Here is a 22,232-nt window from a genome sequence, read left to right as displayed (position 1 = left end):
AACTAGCCATTGATTCAGAGCAGGGAAGTGCAGGGCGCGTATTGTAATGCTTTGCTGCTGTTGTGACCAGCACAGCAGGGTCTGAGATTGTGCAGCAAATTTCCGGTACACTTTATCTATCAACGTGATGACGTGAGCTATCACGACAAGCAGAAGGATTAGAGTCAATGCAGGATTCACATTTTGATGTGGTGGTGGTGGGCGGCGGTATGGTCGGTGCCGCGCTGGCTTGTGGACTGGCACAGCAGAAATTTCGTGTGGCGGTGATTGAACGTGCCGAACCCGCTGCGTTTGATGCAGAAAGCCCGCCCGATGTCCGCATTTCCGCGATTGGAGCCTCGTCGGTAGCACTGCTGCGTCAGTTGAATGTGTGGGAACGCGTGCTGGCGATGCGCTGTGCGCCTTATCGCAAGCTCGAAACCTGGGAGTGGCAAAGTGCACATGTGACCTTTGATGCTGCCTCGCTGGGCTTGCCAGAGCTGGGATATATGGTGGAAAACAGCGTGCTGCAACGTGCGCTGTGGGAAAAGATGCAGGAAGAGGGGATCACGCTGATTTGTCCCGCCAGCCTGCAGCAGCTTCAATCGCATCGTGGCGGCTGGCAGGTCCAGCTGGATAATGGTACCACGCTGGATACGCGGCTGGTGGTTGGCGCGGATGGCGCCAACTCGCGCGTGCGCCAGCTGGCGGGAATTGGCGTCCGTGGCTGGCAATACGCGCAGTCCTGCATGCTGATTAGCGTCGAATGTGAGCATGATGCGGGAGATTCGACCTGGCAGCAATTTACGCCAGAGGGGCCACGTGCTTTTCTGCCGCTGTTTGATCGCCACGCTTCTCTGGTGTGGTATGACGCACCGGCGCGTATTCGCCAGCTACAGGCAATGCCATTGTCACAGCTTGAAAAAGAGATTCACGCCCACTTCCCGGCACGCGTTGGGCGGGTTCAGGTCAAGAAAGCAGCCTCATTCCCGTTGGTTCGTCGCCACGCGACGCGCTATGTTTTGCCTGGATTGGCGCTGGTGGGGGATGCAGCACACACCATCAATCCCCTTGCCGGACAGGGCGTAAACCTCGGGTATCGCGATGTTGATGCGTTGATCAATACGTTGGTGGAGGCGCGCAGCCAGGCTCAGTTATGGTCATCGGATGCGGTGTTAAAGCGCTATCATCGTCAACGCTATAACGATAATTTGCTAATGCAGGGTGGGATGGATCTGTTCTATTTTGCCTTTAGCAACACGCTGGCCCCATTGCGTTTTGTGCGTAATCTGGGATTGATTGCAGCGGAGAATGCCGGAGCGCTGAAACGTAAGGCGCTGAAGTACGCGTTGGGCTTATAGATGGCAGAGCGTCGCAGGGCGCTCCTGGCATTTTCCCGGATGCAGAAAACAATAAAGCCCGCAAAAGCGGGCTTTATTGTGCAATTTGGCTGGGGTGCAGGGATTCGAACCCCGGAATGCTGGTATCAGAAACCAGAGCCTTACCGCTTGGCGACACCCCAATAATGCGTTTTCAAATTGTCTTTAATTGGCTGGGGTGCAGGGATTCGAACCCCGGAATGCTGGTATCAGAAACCAGAGCCTTACCGCTTGGCGACACCCCAATTAATGGCGTTACAAATTATCTTTAATATGGCTGGGGTGCAGGGATTCGAACCCCGGAATGCTGGTATCAGAAACCAGAGCCTTACCGCTTGGCGACACCCCAAAAATTTGGTGGCTACGACGGGATTTGAACCTGTGACCCCATCATTATGAGTGATGTGCTCTAACCAGCTGAGCTACGTAGCCTGAGTTTACTGCTTACTGCATCCGATAATGGCTGGGATACCTGGATTCGAACCAGGGAATGCCGGTATCAAAAACCGGTGCCTTACCGCTTGGCGATATCCCATTTGTCGACTCGCATCCACGAGTAAATATCGGATTGGCTGGGGTACCTGGATTCGAACCAGGGAATGCCGGTATCAAAAACCGGTGCCTTACCGCTTGGCGATACCCCATCCGGCTGCCGAAGACTGAAATGGTGCGGGAGGCGAGACTTGAACTCGCACACCTTGCGGCGCCAGAACCTAAATCTGGTGCGTCTACCAATTTCGCCACTCCCGCGAAAAGATGGTGGCTACGACGGGATTTGAACCTGTGACCCCATCATTATGAGTGATGTGCTCTAACCAGCTGAGCTACGTAGCCATCTTTTTTCGCTAACCTTCATCGGCGTTGCGGGGCGCATTATGCGTATTGAGCTTTGTAGCGTCAACAAGTTTTTTGCCGTTTTTTGCCTTAAAACGCCTGTTTGACTGGCTTGTAACCAGGGTGGCGATTTATTCAGCAGTTTTCTATCGTCACATCGACGATGAAAACAAAAAGGGGCCTTTACAGACCCCTTATCCTACTCATTCACAAGCTTATTTGTAGGCGGACTGATGCACGCCGACAGCACGACCAGATGGGTCATCCATGTTTTTGAAAGCTTCATCCCACTCAATCGCTTTGGCAGATGAACAGGCAACAGATGGACCGCCCGGAACACACTCTGCTGCACTGGCAATCGGGAACAGCTCTTCAAAGATTTCGCGGTACAAATACGCTTCTTTCGAGTTCGGCGTGTTGTACGGGAAACGGAAGTGCGCGGTAGACAACTGCTGATCGGTGATCTGCTTCGCGGCCACTTCTTTCAGGCTATCGATCCAGCTGTAGCCTACGCCATCAGAGAACTGCTCTTTCTGACGCCATGCCACGCTTTCCGGCAGGTAAGAAGAGAAGCATTCACGCAGAATGTGTTTCTCCATTTTGCCGTTGCTGCCGCACATTTTGTCTTCCGGGTTGATGCGCATCGCCACATCAAGGAATTTCTTATCGAGGAACGGTACGCGCGCTTCAACGCCCCATGCCGACATCGCTTTGTTGGCACGCGCACAGTCAAACATGTGCAGCGCCAGCAGTTTACGCACGTTCTCTTCGTGGAATTCCTGAGCGTTAGGTGCTTTGTGGAAATACAGGTAACCACCAAACACTTCGTCCGCACCTTCACCAGACAGCACCATTTTGATGCCCATTGCCTTGATTTTACGCGACATCAAATACATCGGCGTAGAGGCGCGAATGGTGGTGACGTCATAGGTTTCGATGTGGTAAATCACATCGCGAATCGCATCCAGACCTTCCTGCACGGTGAAGTGAATCTCGTGGTGCACGGTGCCCAGATGTTCCGCCACTGATTTGGCCGCTTTCAGATCAGGTGAGCCTTCCAAACCTACCGCAAAAGAGTGCAGCTGTGGCCACCAGGCATCACTTTTATCTTCATCTTCCACACGTTTTGCCGCAAAGCGCTTCGTCACGGCAGAAATGATAGAGGAGTCGAGGCCGCCAGACAGCAGCACGCCATAAGGCACGTCAGACATCAGGTGGCTTTTCACTGACTCTTCCAGTGCATGCTTCAGGCCCGCAGCGTCAGTGGTGTTCTCAGCAACGGCAGCGAAATCCATCCAGTCACGCTGCCAGTAACGACGGATTTCGCCATCGCTGCTGCACAAGAAGCTTCCCGGCGGGAATTCTTTGATGGTGCGGCAAACCGGCACCAGCGCTTTCATTTCAGAGGCGACAAACAGGTTGCCGTGCTCATCGTTGCCCATGTACAGCGGGATAATCCCGATGTGGTCACGGCCAATCAGATACTGCTGCTTCACGCTGTCCCACAGAATAAAGGCGAACATACCTTGCAGATCATCGAGGAAATCGAGACCTTTTTCTTGATACAGCGCGAGGATCACTTCGCAGTCAGAACCGGTCTGGAACGCATAACGATCGCTCAGTTCAGCACGCAAAGCCTGATGGTTGTAGATCTCACCGTTCACGGCCAGTACGTGGGTGTGGTCAGCGTTGTACAGCGGCTGTGCGCCGTTGTTGACGTCAACAATCGACAGGCGCTCATGCACCAGAATGGCTTTGTCATCGGCATACACGCCAGACCAATCCGGTCCACGGTGACGCATCAGACGGGAACACTCCAGCGCTTTCTTGCGCAGTTCAACAGGATCGGATTTCAGATCCAGCACACCAAAAATCGAACACATAACTGACTCCTGATCTCACCTTGCGGCGATGTTATTTCTACGTTTGTCCGGCAGCCTTGACTGCTTGATGTATAAGAAAATGCGCTATCAGGTGGTGTTAACGCAAGTTAAATTGCGATATTTTGATAAAAAGATTGTTGTGATGGCTTAAAAATTGAATTTCATCTAATTAAATGTCAATTAAATTAGATGGCGTCTAATGAATTGGCGTTTTGGATGATTTCCTGCGCAATTAACGGTGCACAGAATCATAATAAAGGGATGTAAAAACAAACGCCCTGCTCACACGACGTGCGGGCAGGGCGATAAGTAAACGCGATAAGAGAAGGTTTAGAACAGGTCGATATCGGCCACTGAAGGGTAAATCCAGTCAGGGCGGAAAGGCATCGCATCAATGTCACTCAGCGTCGAAACCCCGGAGAGCACCAGAATGGTTTCCAGGCCCGCCTGGAATCCGGCCAGAATATCGGTGCGCAGGTTATCGCCGACAATCACCGTCTCTTCCGAGTGGGCATGCATCTTATTTAGCGCAGCACGCATGATATACGGGCTCGGCTTACCGACGTAAAACGGTTTGCGACCGGAGATGGTTTCGATACCGGCGCAGAGTGCACCGCAGGCTGGCACAAAACCGCGTGCGTGGGTATCCGGGTTGGTGGCGATAAAGCGTGCGCCATTAGCCACAAAGAAAGCCGCTTTATGCATCATTTCCCAGTTAAAGGAGCGCGTCTCCCCAACAATCACAAAATCGGGATTCACATCGGTGATGGTAAATCCGGCTTTATACAGTTCGTGAATCAGCGCGCCTTCGCCAATCACGTAGGCTTTTTTGCCTTCCTGACGACGCAGGAAATCGGCTGTCGCCATCGCCGAGGTATAGAACACTGAATCCGGTACCTCGACACCCGCATTGGCAAAACGGTTTGCCAGATCCTGAGCGGTTTGCGACGGATAGTTGGTCAGCACCACCAGCGGCATCTCTTTTTCAAGGATGCGCTGCAGAAACTCATTCGCGCCTTTCACGGCGGTGTTGTCGTGCATCAACACGCCGTCGATGTCACAGATTACGCTTTTGATGGTCATATTGGCTTCCGGTCGGGCCCGCCAGACGGCAGGCTTCAATTATTCTTCCAGCAGATGCTGCAGCAAAATACCATTCAGCATCGCACGTTTCGCCAGGGCAAAGGCGCCAATAGCGGAACGGTGATCCAGTTCGGAACGCACCACCGGCAGGTTTTTACGGAAGGCATTCAGCGCCTGGGTATTAATGCAGCCTTCAATCGCCGGGAACAGCACTTTGTCTGCGTCGGTGATTTCCCCCGCCAATACCACCTTTTGTGGGTTGAACAGGTTAATGGCAATCGCAATCGCTTTCCCGAGATAACGCCCTACATACTCAATCACTTCGCAGGCCAGCGCATCGCCCTGGTTGGCGGCACGGCAAATTTGCGGCATCAGGCAGTTATCCAGCGTCAGCGTGCTGGGATAGCCCTGGTTGAGCAAATGGCGCACGCGATTTTCAATCGCGCCATTGGCGGCAATCGTTTCCAGACAGCCAAAGTTACCGCAGTGGCAGCGCTCACCCAATGGATCGACCTGGATGTGGCCAATTTCGCCCACGTTGCCGTTGCTGCCGAGGAAAATATGGCCGTTAGCGATGATGCCCGCGCCGGTACCGCGATGTAAACGCACCAGTATGGAGTCTGCACAGTCACGACTTGCACCGAAATAGTGCTCCGCCAGCGCCAGACTACGGATATCGTGACCGACAAAGCTGGTGACGTTAAAGCGTTTCTGCAAGCTGGATACCAGCGGCCAGTGGCTGACAGCGATGTGCGGCATATAGCGAATAATGCCGTTAATCGGGTCCACCAGGCCTGGCAGAATCACCGCGATCGCGATTAATTCATGAATCTTGCGTTGATGCGCCGCCATAAATGCCGTGATGGCATTGAACAGCGCATTCTCCAGCGTTTCCTGGGTGCGCTCAGGCAGGGGATAATCTTCCTGCGCCAGCGATTTTCCGCTCAGATCGAATAATGTCAGCGTGGCATCATTGCGTCCTAAGCGAACGCCGATGGTATGAAAATGGCGAGTTTCGGTAATGATGGAAATGGCGCGGCGACCACCGGTAGAGGCTTGTTGCTCTACCTCTTTGATCAGGCCGCGCTCAATAAGCTGGCGGGTAATTTTCGTGACGCTGGCGGGCGCAAGCTGGCTGAGATCGGCAATCTGTATACGCGATATCGGCCCTTGTTGATCAATTAGCCGGTAAACGGCTGCACTATTGAGTTGTTTGACAAGATCGACATTTCCTATTTGAGTCTGGCCGCCAGTGGTCATTCAGTACTTACTCGCTGAGGACGTCGTCTCCATTGACTAACGTCTTAGTGATTTGATAATCGCGGGTAAAGACAGTGAGGTTAGCGACTTTTCCTGCTGTCACTGAACCCAGCTGTTTTTCCACACCCATTGCCTGGGCCGGGTAGAGCGTTGCCATGCGCAAAGCTTCATCCAGCGCGATACCGCAATGTTCTACGCTGTTTTGCACCGCTTCAATCATGGTGAGCGCAGAACCGCTTAAGGTACCGTTTCCGTCAACGCAAAGGCCGTCGCGATAGTATATTGTTTTGCCTGCAAAAATGAATTTATCAATTGACGCGCCAGCGGGTGCGGTCGCATCCGTTACCAACACCAGCTTGTCACCTTTGATGCGCTTTGCATTACGCACGTTAGCGTAGTGGACATGTAAACCATCCGCAATGATGCCGCAGTATACATCAGGTGAATCAAACAGCGCACCGATCAGACCAGGTTCACGCCCTGCAAAGGTTGGCATGGCATTATAAAGGTGAGTGGCAAAAGAGACACCCGCACTAAAGCCCGCTTTGGCTTCTTCATAAGTGGCGTTTGAATGGCCCGCAGAAACAATAATGCCGGCATTGCGCAGCTTGCCAATCACCTCGGCACCGGCATTTTCTGGCGCCAGCGTCACTTTGGTGATCACGTCTGCGTTGGCGCAAAGAAAATCGACCATCTCCGCATCGGGCAGACGAATCAAATCTGGATTATGGGTACCTTTTTTGGCTTTGTTCAGCCATGGACCTTCCAGGTGCAGACCTAACGCCTGATTAGGGTGTTTGGCCAGATAGGCGCGCATGGTTTCGACGGCACGCTTCATCAAAGCATTGGTGCTGGTGATCAGCGTTGGCAGATAGCTGGTGCAGCCTGATTTTTCGTTGGCACGCTGCATGATTTCCAGCGTTTCCACGCTCAGCGCATCGATATCATCGTTAAACTGCACGCCGCCGCAGCCGTTTAACTGCAAATCAATAAATCCGGGAGCGATAAACGCACCAGCCACATCCTGCTGTGTCATCGTTGCATCAAGCGCATCTCGTGGGCACACGCGCTCAATCAGGCCATCTGCAATCACCACTGCATGATTGTCCAGAATTTCATGACCGGTAAAAATCCGGCCGTTCACTAATGCGTACATCGTTTTTCTCTCCCGGCTAAGCCTGCCGCCTTTAGGCAGCAGGTTTTTCACAACGTGTTCTCACACACCTTTCATATTTTCCGCTTCCATTTCGCGGAAATATTTCACGGTTTTCACTTTCAGTTCCATGGTGGCCGGTTCGTCACACACCACCACAGATTTCGCATGCAGCTGCAGACAGCTGATGGTCCACATGTGGTTAACGTTACCTTCTACGGCAGCCTGCAACGCCTGCGCTTTCAGATGACCCGTCACCAGAATCATCACTTCTTCAGCATCCAGCAACGTGCCCACACCTACGGTCAGGGCGTATTTTGGCACCTGATCCACATCACCATTAAAGAAGCGCGAGTTAGCGATACGGGTATCGTGCGTCAGGGTTTTAATGCGGGTGCGGGAAGAGAGTGAAGAAGCCGGCTCATTAAAGGCAATGTGTCCGTCGTTGCCTACGCCGCCCATAAACAGATTAATTTTACCGTAAGAGCGAATCTTCTCTTCGTACTGGCGACATTCTGCGTCAATATCTGGCGCATTGCCATTCAGAAGATTGATATTTTCTGGTTGGATATCAACGTGATCGAAAAAGTTGCGGTACATGAAGCTGTGGTAGCTTTCCGGATGCTCTTTTGGCAGGCCCACGTATTCGTCCATATTGAACGTCACCACATGCTTGAAACTAACCTGGCCCGCTTTGTGCATATCAATCAGGTGCTTGTAAGCTTCCAGTGGCGTACCACCGGTTGGCAAGCCCAGCACGAAGGGACGTTCTGCGCTAGGCTTAAACGCATTAATGCGGTTAACAATGTGGCGTGCAGCCCATTTACCCACCTGGGTCGGTGTGGCCAAAGGGATCAGTCTCATGTCTTCACCTCAATTAAGATTAGGAAAATGTTGTCGCCGATGCTGGTTTAGGTTGCTGCCATTAAGCGTAATCGGTTTAAGCGTAACCAGCAGGGAAAAGTGCGACCTGATATTTTTCATCATAAAATAAGTTTGTGGTGGTGGCTAGCATTTCGCAGTGATAAACGTCCATTATGGTGATTAAAGTCACAGTTACTGTGGTTTTAATTTGCGAGGCGAATTAATTTATCTTTACACTGCGCCTCGTGGTGAAAGATGTCATCAAGGTACCGAGCGTAGGGATAATAAAATCAACCCGCGCTACGGCAAACGCCAGTCTCATAGGGGGAGAAAAAGGTGAGTATTTTAGGATATCTGCAAAAGGTCGGCCGCGCGCTTATGGTGCCGGTAGCGACACTGCCGGCAGCGGCAATCTTGATGGGGGTAGGGTATTGGATTGATCCAGACAGCTGGGGTGCAGGCAATGCGCTGGCCGCTCTGCTGATCAAGTCCGGTTCTGCCATTATCGAAAATATGTCAGTGCTGTTTGCCATCGGTGTGGCTTACGGTATGTCCAAAGATAAAGATGGTGCGGCCGCGTTAACCGGCTTCGTGGGCTTCCTGGTGGTGACGACACTCTGTTCACCTGCCGCAGTAGCGATGATTCAGAAGATTCCGGTCGATCAGGTGCCTGCTGCCTTCGGCAAGATCAACAACCAGTTCGTGGGTATTCTGGTCGGTATTCTCTCCGCTGAAGTGTATAACCGCTTTAGCCATGTTGAGTTGCCCAAAGCGCTGTCGTTCTTCAGCGGGCGCCGTTTGGTGCCGATCCTTGTCTCATTCCTGATGATCGTTGTGGCGTTTATCCTGATGTACATCTGGCCAATCATCTTCGGCGGCCTGGTGAACTTCGGTGAGCACATTCAGAAAATGGGCTCGGTGGGCGCAGGCGTGTACGCCTTCTTTAACCGCTTGCTGATTCCGGTCGGTCTGCATCACGCACTGAACTCCGTATTCTGGTTTGACGTGGCAGGCATTAACGATATTCCCAAGTTCCTTGGCGGTGCACAATCAATCGCGAATGGCACGGGTATCCCGGGCATCACCGGTCGCTATCAGGCGGGCTTCTTCCCGATCATGATGTTTGGCTTGCCGGGTGCAGCATTGGCTATCTTCCACTGCGCACGTCCAGAAAACCGCGCGAAAGTCGGCGGTATTATGCTGGCTGCGGCCTTCGCGGCCTTCTTCACGGGGATCACTGAACCGCTGGAATTCTCCTTCATGTTCGTGGCACCGGTGTTGTATGTGATCCATGCCGTATTGACTGGTATCTCGGTATTTATTGCTGCGAGCATGCACTGGATTGCAGGCTTCGGCTTCAGTGCCGGTTTGGTGGATATGGTGTTGTCAACGCGTAACCCGCTGGCGGTGAATTGGTGGATGCTGATTCCACAAGGTCTGGTGTTCTTCGCCATCTACTATGTGGTGTTCCGTTTCACTATTCAGAAATTCAACCTGATGACGCCGGGTCGTGAATTGTCTGCGGGCGATGAAACTGACGGCTACGACGTCAACGTTGATCACAGCGGTAACGGTGAAAGCCAGACCGAATCACTGGCACGTCGTTACATTGCCGCCATCGGCGGTTCAGACAACCTGACCAACATCGATGCCTGCATTACTCGTCTGCGTCTGAACGTCAAAGACTCAGCCCAGGTGAATGAAGGCGTGGCGAAACGTTTGGGTGCGTCTGGTGTGATTCGTTTGAACAAGCAGAGCGTGCAGGTGATTGTCGGCACTCAGGCTGAAAGCATTGCCTCCGCTATGAAAACGGTATTGAGCAAAGGCCCGGTTGCTGCGGCTTCCGCTCCTGCTGCCGCTCCTGCTGCCGCTGCGCCGGTCGCGACTAAACCCCAGGCTGTGCTGAACACTGGAAAAGCGGTGATTGCTACGCTGGTGGCACCGGTGACCGGTGAGATTGTCGCGCTCGACGCGGTGCCGGATGAGGCGTTCGCCAGCAAAGCGGTGGGCGATGGTCTGGCAATCAAACCAACCGACAAAACCGTGGTGGCACCCATTGCCGGTACCGTGGTGAAAATCTTCAACACCAACCATGCGTTCTGTCTGGAAGCCGCTAACGGCGTTGAGATCGTGGTGCACATGGGCCTGGACACCGTGGCGCTGGAAGGAAAAGGCTTCACACGTCTGGTAGAAGAGGGAGCAACCGTCACTGCCGGTCAGCCGATTCTGGAGATGGATCTGGACTTCCTCAACGCCAACGCGCGCTCAATGATTAGCCCGGTGGTGGTCAGCAACAGCGATGATTTCGCCGGACTGAATCTGCTGGCCAGCGGTTCAGTGGTTGCAGGTGTGACACCGTTGTATGAAGTGAAAAACTAAGTCCTTGTGATTTAGCCAGAAGGCAGGAAGCAATTCCTGCCTTTTTTGTTTTAAAACGACCAACAAACGGTTGTTTCCCTCCTGCGCTTTGTGGATCATACTCCGTTACTTCGTGGTACAAATCACCCGCTATTGTTTTGAGGATTTTGAGATGAGTGAGGCTGAAGCCCGCCCAACGAACTTTATTCGTCAGATCATCGACGAAGATTTGGCGAGCGGTAAGCACAGCAGTGTGCATACCCGTTTCCCGCCTGAGCCCAATGGTTATCTGCATATTGGCCATGCGAAATCTATCTGCCTGAACTTTGGTATCGCCCAAGATTATCAAGGACAGTGCAACCTGCGTTTTGACGATACTAACCCGGTGAAAGAAGACCTGGAGTTCGTTGAATCCATCAAGCGTGACGTGCAATGGCTGGGCTTTGAGTGGAGCGGCAACATTCGTTACTCCTCAGACTATTTCGACCAACTGTTTAACTACGCCGTTGAGCTGATCAATAAAGGTCTGGCTTACGTTGATGAGTTGTCTGCGGAAGAGATCCGTGAATATCGCGGCACCCTGACTGCGCCGGGTAAAAACAGCCCGTACCGCGACCGCAGCGTGGAAGAGAACCTCGCGCTGTTCCAGAAAATGCGTGATGGCGGTTTCGAGGAAGGTAAAGCTTGTCTGCGTGCTAAAATCGACATGGCATCCAGCTTTATCGTGATGCGCGATCCGGTGCTGTACCGTATTAAGTTTGCCGATCACCATCAGACCGGCAGCAAGTGGTGCATCTACCCGATGTACGACTTCACGCACTGCATTTCGGATGCGATCGAAGGCATTACCCACTCACTGTGTACCCTGGAGTTCCAGGACAACCGTCGCCTCTACGATTGGGTGCTGGACAACATCACCATTCCGCAGCATCCGCGCCAGTACGAATTCTCGCGGCTGAATCTGGAATACGCGGTGATGTCGAAGCGCAAGCTGACGCAGTTGGTCACCGAGAAAGTGGTGGAAGGCTGGGATGATCCCCGCATGCTGACCGTTTCAGGTCTGCGCCGTCGCGGTTACAGCGCGGCCTCGATTCGTGAATTCTGCCGCCGCATCGGCGTGACAAAACAGGACAATATCGTTGAGATGGCGTCGCTGGAATCCTGTATTCGTGACGATCTCAATGAGAACGCACCACGCGCGATGGCGGTACTTGACCCGTTGAAAGTGGTGATCGAAAACCTGCCCGCCGGCCACGAAGAAACGCTGACCATGCCTAATCATCCAAACAAGCCGGAGATGGGCACGCGTGAAGTGTCGTTCAGCCGTGAAGTGTGGATCGATCGCGCTGACTTCCGTGAAGAAGCCAACAAACAGTACAAACGTTTGGTTCTGGGCAAAGAAGTGCGTCTGCGCAATGCTTATGTGATTCGTGCTGAGCGTGTGGCGAAAGACGAAGAGGGTAACATTACCTGCATCTATGCCACTTGTGATGTTGACACCCTGAGCAAGGATCCGGCGGATGGTCGCAAAGTGAAAGGTGTGATCCACTGGGTTTCCGCCATTCATGGACTGCCAGCTGAGTTCCGTCTTTACGACCGTCTGTTCAGCGTGCCAAACCCCGCGGCGGCTGAGGATTTCCTCACCACCATTAACCCGAACTCGCTGGAGATCAAACAGGGCTTCGTGGAGTCTGGTTTGCGTGAAGCGGCCACTACCGCAGCTTATCAGTTTGAACGTGAAGGTTATTTCTGTGCCGATAGCGTCTACTCACAGCCGGGTAAATTGGTGTTTAACCGCACGGTTGGACTGCGCGATACCTTCGCGAAGATTGGCGAGTAATATCTTTCGTCGATAGCACAATATGATCATGAAAGGGCGAGCAATCGCCCTTTTTTATTGCCTGTAATTCGCCACGGGCAACCAATTATGCTGAAGGCGGCAAGCTGAGCTTGTTGTCTATTTTGCGACAATTCTGACTTTAGCAAAATTAACCCATTTGCGAGTGTGAAAAATTGTATTTCAGGTAGGCTATGCGCTCTAAATAGAGCTCTGCGGGTTATCAAAGGAAAAAAAATGACAAGTCTCGCCCTGGAAGCTAAGCATAGTGTGGTGGTATTACATCAGCTTATTGAACGTGTTTTTAACCAGGTAGAAGGCAGTGATGACAGCATGGAACTGCTTTTGTCACACTTTCACCCGGATTTCAAAATGGTGACGCCGCTGGGTAAGCAGCTGGATCTGAATGAGACCGAAGTGCTGTTTCGCAAACTGCACGGTCAGCGGGAAGGGCTGCGCATTGCCACCAGTGAGCATGCCATCATTTCTCAACAGAGCCAGGAAGTGACGATTCAGTATCGTGAACTGCAGATGTTGAACGGCACCCATCAAACGCGCATCTCTTTGGCTGTGCTGGATTGCAGCACCACCATTCCTCGCTGGCGCTACCTCCACGAGACCTTTATCGCTTGATAACAGGCATAAAAAAACCGGTGACCAGCACCGGTTTTTTTATATTGCATAGCACACTCAATTACTTATCGTGGAGCGTCTCGTCTTCGCGGCAGTCTCCCAGTGCACAGTGGCCGTACAAGTAAAGGCTGTGGTTACTGAGTTTGATGCCATGGCGAGTGGCAATCTCACGCTGACGCGTTTCGATTGATTCATCGCTGAATTCGATCACTTTGCCACAATCCAGGCAGATCAAGTGGTCATGGTGATGCTGCTGAGTTAGTTCGAATACGGATTTGCCGCCTTCGAAGTTATGACGGGTGACGATACCCGCGTCATCAAACTGGTTAAGAACGCGATATACCGTTGCCAGGCCAATCTCTTCGCCCATATCGATCAGGCGCTTATACAAATCTTCCGCACTGACGTGATGGGACTCGGGGCCCGGTCCCTGAAGCACTTCCAAAATTTTCAATCTTGGCAGAGTGACTTTCAGGCCAGCCTTCTTCAATGCGGAGTTGTTGTCAGTCATTCGGATATTGTCCTGTTACTTTGCATGTCACTTACGGCGCAGGGGCCTTGAATGTTTAGGTCACGCGTATTCTCATTTGCGTCTCATTATAGAACTCAAGCAGTGAAATGAAAACCGGGGTATCGCGCAAATCAACAAAAGTCGTAAGGATAAACATCGCCTACGTCAGCGCGGAACGGTGTGATTTGGGTTTCCATTTCACTCAGCCTCAGTCAACAATCAGAGGAATAAGCGGATGACCATTGCGGGTATTCTACAGATTTGCGGGGAAAAGTTAAAAAACCGTAGCTATTATTTTTATAGGAAATTCCTTTGTCCCAATGTGAGCCAGCGCTCACATTGGGGAGGCGAGGCATCAGGCTTCGATGATCTCTTTTAACTGCAGCTCATCAAAGATCTGTTTCACCCAGGCATCAACACGTTCATTGGTCAGCTCAGGTTGACGGTCTTCGTCAATCGCCAGGCCGAGGAAGTGTTTGTCATCGGCCAGACCTTTTGAGGCTTCAAAATGATAGCCCTCAGTCGGCCAGTGGCCCACAATCACCGCGCCATTTGGCTCAATGATGTCGCGAATCGTGCCCATCGCATCACAGAAATATTCTGCGTAGTCTTCCTGGTCGCCACAACCAAACAGCGCCACCAGTTTGCCATTAAAGTCGATCTCTTCCAGCGTAGGGAAGAAGTCATCCCAGTCACACTGTGCTTCGCCGTAATACCAGGTAGGAATGCCCAGCAGCAGGATGTCGAACGCTGCGAGATCTTCTTTAGTGCTCTTAGCAATGTCATGCACTTCGGCGACATCTTTACCCAGTTGTTTCTGGATCATTTTTGCAATGTTTTCAGTGTTGCCGGTATCGCTGCCGAAGAAAATGCCTACGATTGCCATGGGTTAAGTAACCTCTTAAAGCCTGATTGTGAAAGTAAGTCAATTGACTGCACATGTTAGCGAATGATAGCAGACCGTTGAAAAGGGCGGAACGAGTAAAGCCTGAACTTTGTGTTCCTGCGTGCGGTCAGCGCGCTAAGACAGTTTGAGTTGCGCCAGCAGCATTTGTTCAATCAATTCGCTGCGGCTGATGTTTTGTTGCTCGGCCAGCGTGTTCAGGGCGTCAACCGCTTCGCTGGACATTTTCAGCTCAACACGACGCAGCCCTCGCACTTTATCGCGCTTGAGCTGGTTGCGTTTGTTGATACGCAACTGTTCGTCACGTGTCAGCAGGCTGGTTTTGGGTCGACCAGGACGCCGCTCGTCTGCAAAAAGATCAAGCGTGGTACGGTCTGTCTGTTCTTTTGCCATGATTTGTGAAACTGAGTGGGCGCGAACGGCGGAAAGGCGCTGCGCGATTTATACATTATCGGCCCGACCGCGGCGAAAAAATCATCCGCGGCAAATTTTTAGCGCGACATCATACTCCAGCGCCATCCGCGACGCCAACCCTAAACCGCATACGGCAAGCTTTTGCTTTTACAGGTTAAAAAAGCGACGAACTGCGCGCAAAACCGCATCAGGTTTTTCAGCATGTACCCAATGACCGGCCCCGCTAATCACGTGTGCGTGTGCCTGCGGGAACTGGCGCAGCAGTGCATCGCGGTGCTGATTGTCGAGGTAAGGAGAATCGCCACCGCGGATAAACAAGGCGGGATGTGGCCAGGCGGGAACTTCTTCCCAGCCAGAAATCGTGGTGTAGTTGTCCCACAGCACCGGCACGTTAAAGCGCCACTCGCCCTCGACAAAGGACTTGAGGATAAACTGAATTACCCCCTCTTCAGTGACATGTTGACGCATCACCTCGGCCGCTTCGCTACGACGCGTTACACCCGCGGCGGTGACGGCGCGAATACCGGCAAAGATTTCATCGTGGCGGCGGGTTTGGTAATCCACGGGCGCGATATCGATCAGCACCATCTTCTCAATACGTTCGGGGGCCACTGCGCTCAATGCCATGGCGATCTTACCGCCCATCGAGTGGCCTATCACGCCAGCGCGTTCAATCTGGTGTGCATCCAGCGTCTCCACGATATCTTGCGCCATGGCGTGATAATTCATCACCTCACTGCGCTCAGATAAACCATGGTTGCGTACGTCCACTTGTAGCGTGGGGCGAGCATCCCGTACGCCGCGTGCCAGCACGCCAAGGTTATCCAGGCTGCCAAACAGGCCATGAATTAACAGAATCGGGGACGCTTCAGGGGGAGATTGTTCAGTTTGCAGACGGGCGTTCAAAATCATGGCTAAAGTTCTTACGGTTGTGACCTTGGCTTAGGGTATCATGGATTCACCTGTCCAGGAGCCAGCCGGCCAGGCATTAGGGCATATTCCGACTTTTGCCCTGAAACGACGCCAGCGCTATCGGCTGCCACGGATTTAACTTTATAATCCTTATGTTAGAGCCCGCTCACGTTTTGCACAGCTCGATTTTGCTAAGGCCGTTGCAATAATGCGTGGTTCTGTCATTTGCCAGAATTGTACGGAATAAGATGAAAACGATTGAAGTTGACGAAGAACTCTACCGTTATATTGCCAGCCACACGCAGCACATTGGTGAAAGCGCCTCCGATATTTTGCGCCGCATGCTGAAGTTTACCGCGGGCCAGACCGCACCGACTGCACCTGTCGCTGCGGCTTCGGCTTCGGTCAAGGAAGCGCAGCCAGTGCGCAGCGAAGCGCGTCCTCAGGATCGCGTACGCGCCGTGCGTGAACTGCTGCTCTCTGATGAGTATGCTGAGCAGAATAAGGCGGTTAATCGCTTTATGCTGGTACTGTCAACGCTCTATCGTCTTGATCCAGCAGCCTTTGCTGATGCGACTGCCTCGCTGCAGGGCCGCACTCGCGTCTATTTTGCGGGTGACGAGCACACACTGCTGCAAAATGGCACCCATACTAAGCCGAAGCACGTTCCCGGCACACCGTACTGGGTGATCACCAATACCAATACAGGCCGCAAATGCAGCATGGTGGAACACATCATGCTGGCGATGCAGTTCCCTCAGGAACTGACAGAGAAAGTTCGCGGCACCATTTAAACTGAAGCGTCAGGGAGAAGCGCCAATGGCCAATCACCCCCGTGCCGGGCAGCCTGCCCAGCAGAGCGATTTGATTAACGTTGCACAATTAACCTCGCAGTATTACGTCCTGAAGCCCGATACGGCTAACCCGGACCATGCGGTGAAATTTGGCACTTCTGGCCACCGCGGCAGCGCGGGACGCCAAAGCTTCAATGAAGTGCACATTCTGGCGATTGCGCAAGCCATCGCAGAAGAGCGCAAAAAGAATGGCATCACCGGTCCGTGCTACGTGGGTAAAGATACTCACGCACTGTCTGAGCCGGCGATTCTGTCGGTGCTGGAAGTGCTGGCGGCGAACGGTGTAGATGTGATCGTGCAGCAGGATAATGGCTACACGCCAACGCCGGCGATCTCCAACGCCATTCTGGAACACAACAAACGCGGTGGCGCGCAGGCGGACGGTATCGTCATCACGCCTTCACACAACCCGCCAGAAGATGGTGGCATCAAGTACAACCCGCCAAACGGCGGTCCGGCTGATACCAACGTCACCAAAGTGGTCGAAGACCGTGCCAACCAGCTGATCAAAGGCGAGCTGAAAGACGTGAAGCGTCTGCCGCTGGATCAGGCCTGGGCAAGCGGCCATATCGTTGAGCAGGATCTGATTCAGCCCTATGTTGAAGGTCTGGCTGAAGTCATTGACTTCCCGGCAATCCAGAAAGCGGGCCTGAAAATCGGCGTTGATCCATTAGGTGGCTCCGGTATCGCTTACTGGCAGCGTATTGCTGAGCACTATAAGTTGGATCTGACCATTGTTAATGATGCGGTCGATCAGACCTTCCGTTTCATGCATCTGGATAAAGATGGCGTGGTGCGTATGGACTGTTCGTCTGAGTGCGCGATGGCGGGTCTGCTGGCGTACAAAGATAAGTTCGATCTGGCGTTCGGTAACGACCCGGATTACGACCGTCACGGCATCGTCACGCCTGCGGGCCTGATGAACCCGAACCATTATCTGGCCGTGGCCATCAATTACCTGTTCCAGCATCGCCCGCAGTGGGGCAAAGATGTGGCTGTGGGTAAAACCCTGGTCTCCAGCGCAATGATTGACCGTGTGGTCAATGACATTGGTCGCAAGCTGGTTGAAGTGCCGGTTGGTTTCAAATGGTTTGTTGATGGCCTGTTTGATGGCAGCTTCGGTTTCGGCGGAGAAGAGAGCGCGGGTGCTTCCTTCCTGCGCTTCGATGGCTCAGCCTGGTCAACCGATAAAGACGGCATCATCCTGTGCCTGCTGGCAGCCGAAATCACTGCGGTGACCGGCAAGAACCCGCAGCAGCACTATGACGAACTGGCAGCACGCTTCGGCGCGCCAAGCTATAACCGTCTGCAGGCGCCGGCGACCTCAGCGCAAAAAGCGGCACTGTCTAAGCTGTCACCGGAAATGGTGAGTGCTGACACGCTGGCGGGCGATCCGATTACTGCACGTCTGACCGCTGCACCGGGTAACGGCGCATCAATCGGTGGTCTGAAAGTGATGACCGAAAACGGCTGGTTTGCTGCGCGTCCGTCAGGCACCGAAGACGCTTACAAAATCTACTGTGAAAGCTTCCTTGGTGCTGAGCATCGCCAGCAGATCGAGAAAGAAGCGGTAGAGATTGTTAGCGAAGTGCTGAAAAACGCGTAATTAAACGTCGAGGCGCGCTATGTGCGCCTTTTCACGCGTTTTCCATGGAACGACCCACGTGACAACATGGGTCGTTTTTTTATGGCATAAACCGATAGCCGATACCGGTTTCGGTCAGCAGATGGCTGGGTTGGGTGGGATTGCTTTCCAGCTTCTGACGAAGATGTCCCATATAAATGCGCAGATAGTGGCTGTGCTCCACCGCATTCGGCCCCCACACCTGATTCAGCAACTGACGCTGCGTCAGCACTTTTCCGGCATTGTTCAGCAACAAACTCAGCAGGCGAAACTCGGTGGGCGTCAGGTGAATTTCCTGTTCATTACGCAGCACGCGGCGCGCAGCCAGATCGACACTCACTTCACCAAATTTCACGATCGGTTCAGGCTGGCTGCTTTGGTGGCGACGTAACGCCACGCGCACGCGGGCCAGCAACTCGCCAATACCAAACGGCTTAGTCAGATAGTCATCGGCACCGGCATCCAGCGCATCGATTTTGTCCTGCTCATCACTGCGTGCAGACAGTACGATCACCGGCATACTGCTCCACTGGCGTACTTCGCGGATAAAGTCGTTGCCGTCACCATCCGGCAGCCCAAGATCGAGGATCACTAAATCCGGCTTTCGTGTCGCTGCTTCAATCAGCCCGCGCTGTAATTGCTCCGCTTCCACAATTTTCAGACCTTCGCTTTCCAGCGCCAGGCGCACGAAACGGCGAATCTCTTTTTCATCTTCAACAATCAAGATGGTCGTCACGCTGACTCCTGCCACAGGTAAAGTTAACACGGCACTTTATCAAGAATTGGTCACCGCGTCCGTCATGATGTTTGTAACGGTGCAATATCCATATTTTTACAATTATGTAACTTACTTTCAGCTTAAGCCGTAAAGCACAAAAAAAGACCAAAATTAGTGGTCGGATGAGTAGTAAAATTACACAACCAGGCGTAATATCTGAGGCAGATCACATTTCAACGCAAAAATTACCCCAGGAGGCAATCATGTATCAGGCATATCCACTCTATAAAATCGTGTTGCGCCGTTTTCTGGCGGTATTGGTCGGCATACTTGCCTTGCCCGTCATGCTGTTCCACCAGGATCGTGCCCGTTTCTATAGCTATCTGCACCGCGTCTGGTGTAAGACCAGCACCAAGCCAGTCTGGCTGGCGCAGACAGAAGCGATAGGCAGCATCCACTGGTAAGCGTTTCAACGACTCCTTTAAAACCCGGCAGCTTCAATCAAGCGCCGGGTTTTTTTATTCTAAACTTTATCTCTATTCCCAGGTTACCCGCTGTTAACCCTCGCCGTTTCAGCTACACTTAAACCTCTACAAGATTTTGGAGGTTGTACAAGTATGAGCGAAAAAATTCCTGTCGGTATTAGTGCTTGCCTGCTCGGGGATAAGGTCCGTTTTGACGGTGGCCACAAGCGTTTCGCTTTTGCAACTGAAGAACTGACTCCCTTTATCCGCTTTGAACCGGTGTGTCCGGAAATGGCAATTGGCTTGCCCACGCCGCGTCCCGCACTGCGTCTGGTCAAAGAGTCGGATGATCAAATCCATCTTTGTTTCAGTAAAGATGGCGGGCAAGAGGTGACCGATGAGATGGAACGCTGGTCGGCCGATCGTGTGAAATCGCTGCATCACCTTTGCGGCTATATTCTCTGCGCAAAATCACCCAGCTGCGGTCTTGAGCGCGTGCGCGTCTATCAGCCCGATACCAATGACAATCGCAAAGCGGGCACCGGCGTATTCACTGCCTTTCTGCAAAAAGAGATGCCATGGCTGCCTTTAGAGGAAGATGGCCGTTTACATGATGATGCTATCCGCGAAAACTTTATGGGCCGCGTGTATGCGCTGCATGAGTTCAATGAAATGTGGCGGAGCGGTTTAACCCGCCACAAGCTGATCGCCTTCCATAGTCGATACAAGTTGCTGCTGCTGTCGCATGCGCAGGATGAGTATCGCGAGATGGGACGCTTTGTGGCCGCGATGGAGCAGTGGGATTCGTTGGATGATTACGCCTATGAATACCGGATTCGCCTGATGCATTTGATGTCCCACCAGGCTTCGCGCCGTAATCACACCAATGTGCTGATGCATGTACAGGGCTACTTCCGCCCGCAGTTGTCCTCACCACAGCGCCAGGAACTGGCGCAGCTAATCGATCGTTATCGTACTGGCGTCCAGCCGTTGTTAGTTCCTATCACCATGCTGAAACACTATATGGCGGAATATCCGCATCCGTGGCTGGCGCAGCAACGTTACTTTGATCCTTACCCGGAAGCGCTGCGTCTGCGCTACGGACAATAATTTCGGAGCATTATGACCACCCACTTAGTCTGGTTGCGAAACGATCTGCGCATTAATGACAACACTGCGCTGGCTGCTGCCTGCCGCGACAGCCATGCGAGGGTGCTGGCGCTGTTTATTGCCACGCCTAAACAGTGGCAGCAACACCATATGGCACCGAGGCAGGCGGCTTTTATTCATCAGAATCTGTGTTCGTTGCAAGATTCACTGGCCGAGCGCGGTATTCCGTTGCATTACCATCAGTGCGATGACTTTGCTGCTTCTGTGGATTACCTGAGTGCGTTTTGCGACCAGCATCAGGTGGATGAGCTTTATTACAACTACCAGTATGAAATTAATGAGCGCGAACGCGATGCGACCGCCGAAAAGCGTCTCGATGCCCAGGGCGTAATTTGTCAGGGCTTTGATGACAGCCTGCTATTGCCTCCCGGTAGCGTGCAGACCGGCAATCACACCATGTTTAAAGTCTTCACGCCGTTCAGCCGCGCCTTTGTCCGTCGACTGCATCAGGGGTTACCGGAGTGTCATCATGCACCGAAAGCGCGCCGTGATGCGCCGATCAGTGCGGGTAAGAAAATCCCTGCTTTTGATTATCCGCAGGAAGATTTCGATGCATCGCTGTTCCCGGCTGGGGAAGAGGCAGCGCTGAAGCAATTGCGCCATTTCGGCAAACAATCGGTGCAGCACTATCCCGACGTGCGCGATTTACCGGCACTAGATGGCACCAGCCGCTTATCGCCTTATCTGGCGATTGGGGTGCTGTCTCCGCGCCAATGTTTGCATCGTATTCTGAAAGAACACCCAGATGCACTGAACGAGGGTAAAGCCTTTACCTGGCTTAATGAACTGATCTGGCGCGAGTTTTACCGTCATCTGATGGTGGCCTTTCCAGCGTTGTGCAAGCACCAGCCGTTTGTGGAGTGGACGCGCAACGTCAGCTGGCAGAAAAACGAGGCGCATCTCACTGCGTGGCAGCAGGGCAAAACCGGCTATCCCATCGTCGATGCGGCAATGCGCCAACTCAACACACTGGGCTGGATGCACAATCGCCTGCGCATGATTGTTGCCAGCTTTCTGGTAAAAGACCTGCTGATCGACTGGCATGACGGTGAACGCTACTTCATGCAGCAACTGATCGATGGCGATCTGGCGGCCAACAACGGTGGCTGGCAGTGGGCGGCCTCAACGGGCACCGACGCGGCACCGTACTTTCGCATATTCAATCCTACGACTCAGGGGGAACGCTTTGACGAAAAAGGCGAATTTATCCGTCAGTGGCTGCCAGAGCTGAAAGACGTGCCAGAGAGTGATATTCATCAACCACAGGTTTGGGCGAAGAAAAATAATAAGAAACTCGATTATCCCGCACCAATCGTGGAACATAAGGACGCACGTAAAAAGACACTAGACGCCTTCGAGCGCGCGCGCAGCGCGGCCTGAGGCGGTCAGGGAGCCCTA

General features: G+C 52.9%; 19 protein-coding genes and 8 tRNA genes. 9 read left to right on the top strand and 18 right to left on the bottom strand.

Translation table 11 applies throughout. The annotated features are described in order from the left end of the window. The first annotated feature begins 167 nt into the window (after positions 1-167). Positions 168-1,340 (top strand): 3-demethoxyubiquinol 3-hydroxylase, encoded by a 1,173-nt coding sequence (gene ubiF / locus FD744_RS07380; protein WP_160867871.1) that lies wholly within the window; start codon positions 168-170, stop codon positions 1,338-1,340. Between the two features lie 86 nt (positions 1,341-1,426). Here the strand turns inward: ubiF and FD744_RS07375 are convergent. The 13 genes from FD744_RS07375 to nagB all read right to left on the bottom strand — a co-directional run bounded on the left by FD744_RS07375 (position 1,427) and on the right by nagB (position 8,435). Next, positions 1,427-1,501 (bottom strand) — tRNA-Gln (locus FD744_RS07375). Between the two features lie 27 nt (positions 1,502-1,528). Beyond that, positions 1,529-1,603: transfer RNA gene (locus FD744_RS07370), tRNA-Gln, on the bottom strand. Between the two features lie 29 nt (positions 1,604-1,632). Next, positions 1,633-1,707: transfer RNA gene (locus tag FD744_RS07365), tRNA-Gln, on the bottom strand. 6 nt (positions 1,708-1,713) lie between these two features. Then, positions 1,714-1,790 (bottom strand) — tRNA-Met (locus FD744_RS07360). Between the two features lie 28 nt (positions 1,791-1,818). Continuing rightward, positions 1,819-1,893 (bottom strand) — tRNA-Gln (locus FD744_RS07355). Between the two features lie 34 nt (positions 1,894-1,927). Further along, positions 1,928-2,002, bottom strand: a tRNA-Gln gene (locus FD744_RS07350). Between the two features lie 21 nt (positions 2,003-2,023). Next, a tRNA-Leu gene (locus FD744_RS07345) sits at positions 2,024-2,108 on the bottom strand. Positions 2,109-2,115: 7 nt separating this feature from the next. Next, positions 2,116-2,192: transfer RNA gene (locus FD744_RS07340), tRNA-Met, on the bottom strand. A 215-nt stretch (positions 2,193-2,407) separates the two neighbouring features. Further along, positions 2,408-4,075, bottom strand: coding sequence for an asparagine synthase B (asnB, locus tag FD744_RS07335; RefSeq protein WP_160867870.1), 1,668 nt, complete (start codon positions 4,073-4,075; stop codon positions 2,408-2,410). A 330-nt stretch (positions 4,076-4,405) separates the two neighbouring features. Further along, positions 4,406-5,158, bottom strand: a complete 753-nt coding sequence (locus tag FD744_RS07330) for an HAD-IIA family hydrolase (RefSeq protein WP_034829095.1) — start codon at positions 5,156-5,158, stop codon at positions 4,406-4,408. Positions 5,159-5,197: 39 nt separating this feature from the next. Next, on the bottom strand, positions 5,198-6,418 hold the full coding sequence (locus FD744_RS07325; protein WP_034829098.1) for an N-acetylglucosamine repressor: 1,221 nt from the start codon (positions 6,416-6,418) through the stop codon (positions 5,198-5,200). Positions 6,419-6,425: 7 nt separating this feature from the next. Then, positions 6,426-7,574: an N-acetylglucosamine-6-phosphate deacetylase gene (nagA, locus tag FD744_RS07320; protein ID WP_160867869.1), complete on the bottom strand. Its 1,149-nt coding sequence runs from the start codon at positions 7,572-7,574 to the stop codon at positions 6,426-6,428. A 60-nt stretch (positions 7,575-7,634) separates the two neighbouring features. Continuing rightward, a complete protein-coding gene (gene nagB / locus FD744_RS07315) occupies positions 7,635-8,435 on the bottom strand; it encodes a glucosamine-6-phosphate deaminase (RefSeq protein WP_034829102.1) in 801 nt (266 codons plus the stop codon). A gap of 342 nt (positions 8,436-8,777) precedes the next feature. Here nagB and nagE point away from each other — a divergent pair, with 342 nt between their 5' ends. The 3 genes from nagE to FD744_RS07300 all read left to right on the top strand — a co-directional run bounded on the left by nagE (position 8,778) and on the right by FD744_RS07300 (position 13,263). Then, positions 8,778-10,814, top strand: a complete 2,037-nt coding sequence (nagE, locus tag FD744_RS07310) for an N-acetylglucosamine-specific PTS transporter subunit IIBC (RefSeq protein ID WP_160868001.1) — start codon at positions 8,778-8,780, stop codon at positions 10,812-10,814. 151 nt (positions 10,815-10,965) lie between these two features. Further along, positions 10,966-12,633 (top strand): glutamine--tRNA ligase, encoded by a 1,668-nt coding sequence (glnS, locus tag FD744_RS07305; protein ID WP_038648266.1) that lies wholly within the window; start codon positions 10,966-10,968, stop codon positions 12,631-12,633. Between the two features lie 234 nt (positions 12,634-12,867). Continuing rightward, a complete protein-coding gene (locus FD744_RS07300) occupies positions 12,868-13,263 on the top strand; it encodes a hypothetical protein (RefSeq protein ID WP_038648263.1) in 396 nt (131 codons plus the stop codon). A gap of 61 nt (positions 13,264-13,324) precedes the next feature. Here FD744_RS07300 and fur read toward each other — a convergent pair whose 3' ends face one another. From fur to ybfF, 4 genes are all read right to left on the bottom strand, one after another. Further along, complete coding sequence (gene fur, locus FD744_RS07295) at positions 13,325-13,774, bottom strand: ferric iron uptake transcriptional regulator (protein WP_058962149.1); 450 nt, start codon at positions 13,772-13,774, stop codon at positions 13,325-13,327. 355 nt (positions 13,775-14,129) lie between these two features. After that, positions 14,130-14,660 carry a flavodoxin FldA gene (fldA, locus tag FD744_RS07290; RefSeq protein WP_034829111.1) on the bottom strand — a complete coding sequence of 177 codons (531 nt, stop codon included), beginning with the start codon at positions 14,658-14,660 and terminating at the stop codon, positions 14,130-14,132. A 135-nt stretch (positions 14,661-14,795) separates the two neighbouring features. Next, positions 14,796-15,071 (bottom strand): LexA regulated protein, encoded by a 276-nt coding sequence (ybfE, locus tag FD744_RS07285; RefSeq protein ID WP_034829114.1) that lies wholly within the window; start codon positions 15,069-15,071, stop codon positions 14,796-14,798. A 168-nt stretch (positions 15,072-15,239) separates the two neighbouring features. Further along, positions 15,240-16,004: an esterase gene (gene ybfF / locus FD744_RS07280; protein WP_097117425.1), complete on the bottom strand. Its 765-nt coding sequence runs from the start codon at positions 16,002-16,004 to the stop codon at positions 15,240-15,242. 248 nt (positions 16,005-16,252) lie between these two features. Between ybfF and seqA the strand changes: the two genes are divergently transcribed. Together seqA and pgm are read left to right on the top strand one after the other, a co-directional pair. After that, positions 16,253-16,798, top strand: coding sequence for a replication initiation negative regulator SeqA (seqA, locus tag FD744_RS07275; RefSeq protein WP_038648252.1), 546 nt, complete (start codon positions 16,253-16,255; stop codon positions 16,796-16,798). A gap of 25 nt (positions 16,799-16,823) precedes the next feature. Beyond that, entirely contained in the window at positions 16,824-18,464 is a 1,641-nt protein-coding gene (pgm, locus tag FD744_RS07270) for a phosphoglucomutase (alpha-D-glucose-1,6-bisphosphate-dependent) (RefSeq protein ID WP_097117424.1), read from the top strand. A gap of 79 nt (positions 18,465-18,543) precedes the next feature. Here pgm and kdpE read toward each other — a convergent pair whose 3' ends face one another. Beyond that, positions 18,544-19,218 carry a two-component system response regulator KdpE gene (gene kdpE, locus FD744_RS07265; protein ID WP_034829121.1) on the bottom strand — a complete coding sequence of 225 codons (675 nt, stop codon included), beginning with the start codon at positions 19,216-19,218 and terminating at the stop codon, positions 18,544-18,546. 245 nt (positions 19,219-19,463) lie between these two features. On the opposite strand from kdpE, the gene FD744_RS07260 reads away from it, so the two are divergent. The 3 genes from FD744_RS07260 (at position 19,464) to phrB (ending at position 22,214) form a co-directional block, all read left to right on the top strand. Then, positions 19,464-19,664 carry a YbfA family protein gene (locus FD744_RS07260; RefSeq protein ID WP_160867868.1) on the top strand — a complete coding sequence of 67 codons (201 nt, stop codon included), beginning with the start codon at positions 19,464-19,466 and terminating at the stop codon, positions 19,662-19,664. A 153-nt stretch (positions 19,665-19,817) separates the two neighbouring features. Continuing rightward, positions 19,818-20,774 carry a 2-thiouracil desulfurase family protein gene (locus tag FD744_RS07255; protein ID WP_034829125.1) on the top strand — a complete coding sequence of 319 codons (957 nt, stop codon included), beginning with the start codon at positions 19,818-19,820 and terminating at the stop codon, positions 20,772-20,774. A gap of 12 nt (positions 20,775-20,786) precedes the next feature. Then, positions 20,787-22,214, top strand: a complete 1,428-nt coding sequence (gene phrB, locus FD744_RS07250) for a deoxyribodipyrimidine photo-lyase (protein ID WP_160867867.1) — start codon at positions 20,787-20,789, stop codon at positions 22,212-22,214. Positions 22,215-22,232: the final 18 nt, after the last annotated feature.

The sequence above is a fragment of the Pantoea sp. Taur genome, assembly GCF_009830025.1.
GTDB lineage: Bacteria > Pseudomonadota > Gammaproteobacteria > Enterobacterales > Enterobacteriaceae > Pantoea > Pantoea communis.
The sequence above is the reverse complement of the archived record's forward strand: the minus strand, read 5'-3'. Positions and strand labels throughout refer to the sequence as shown.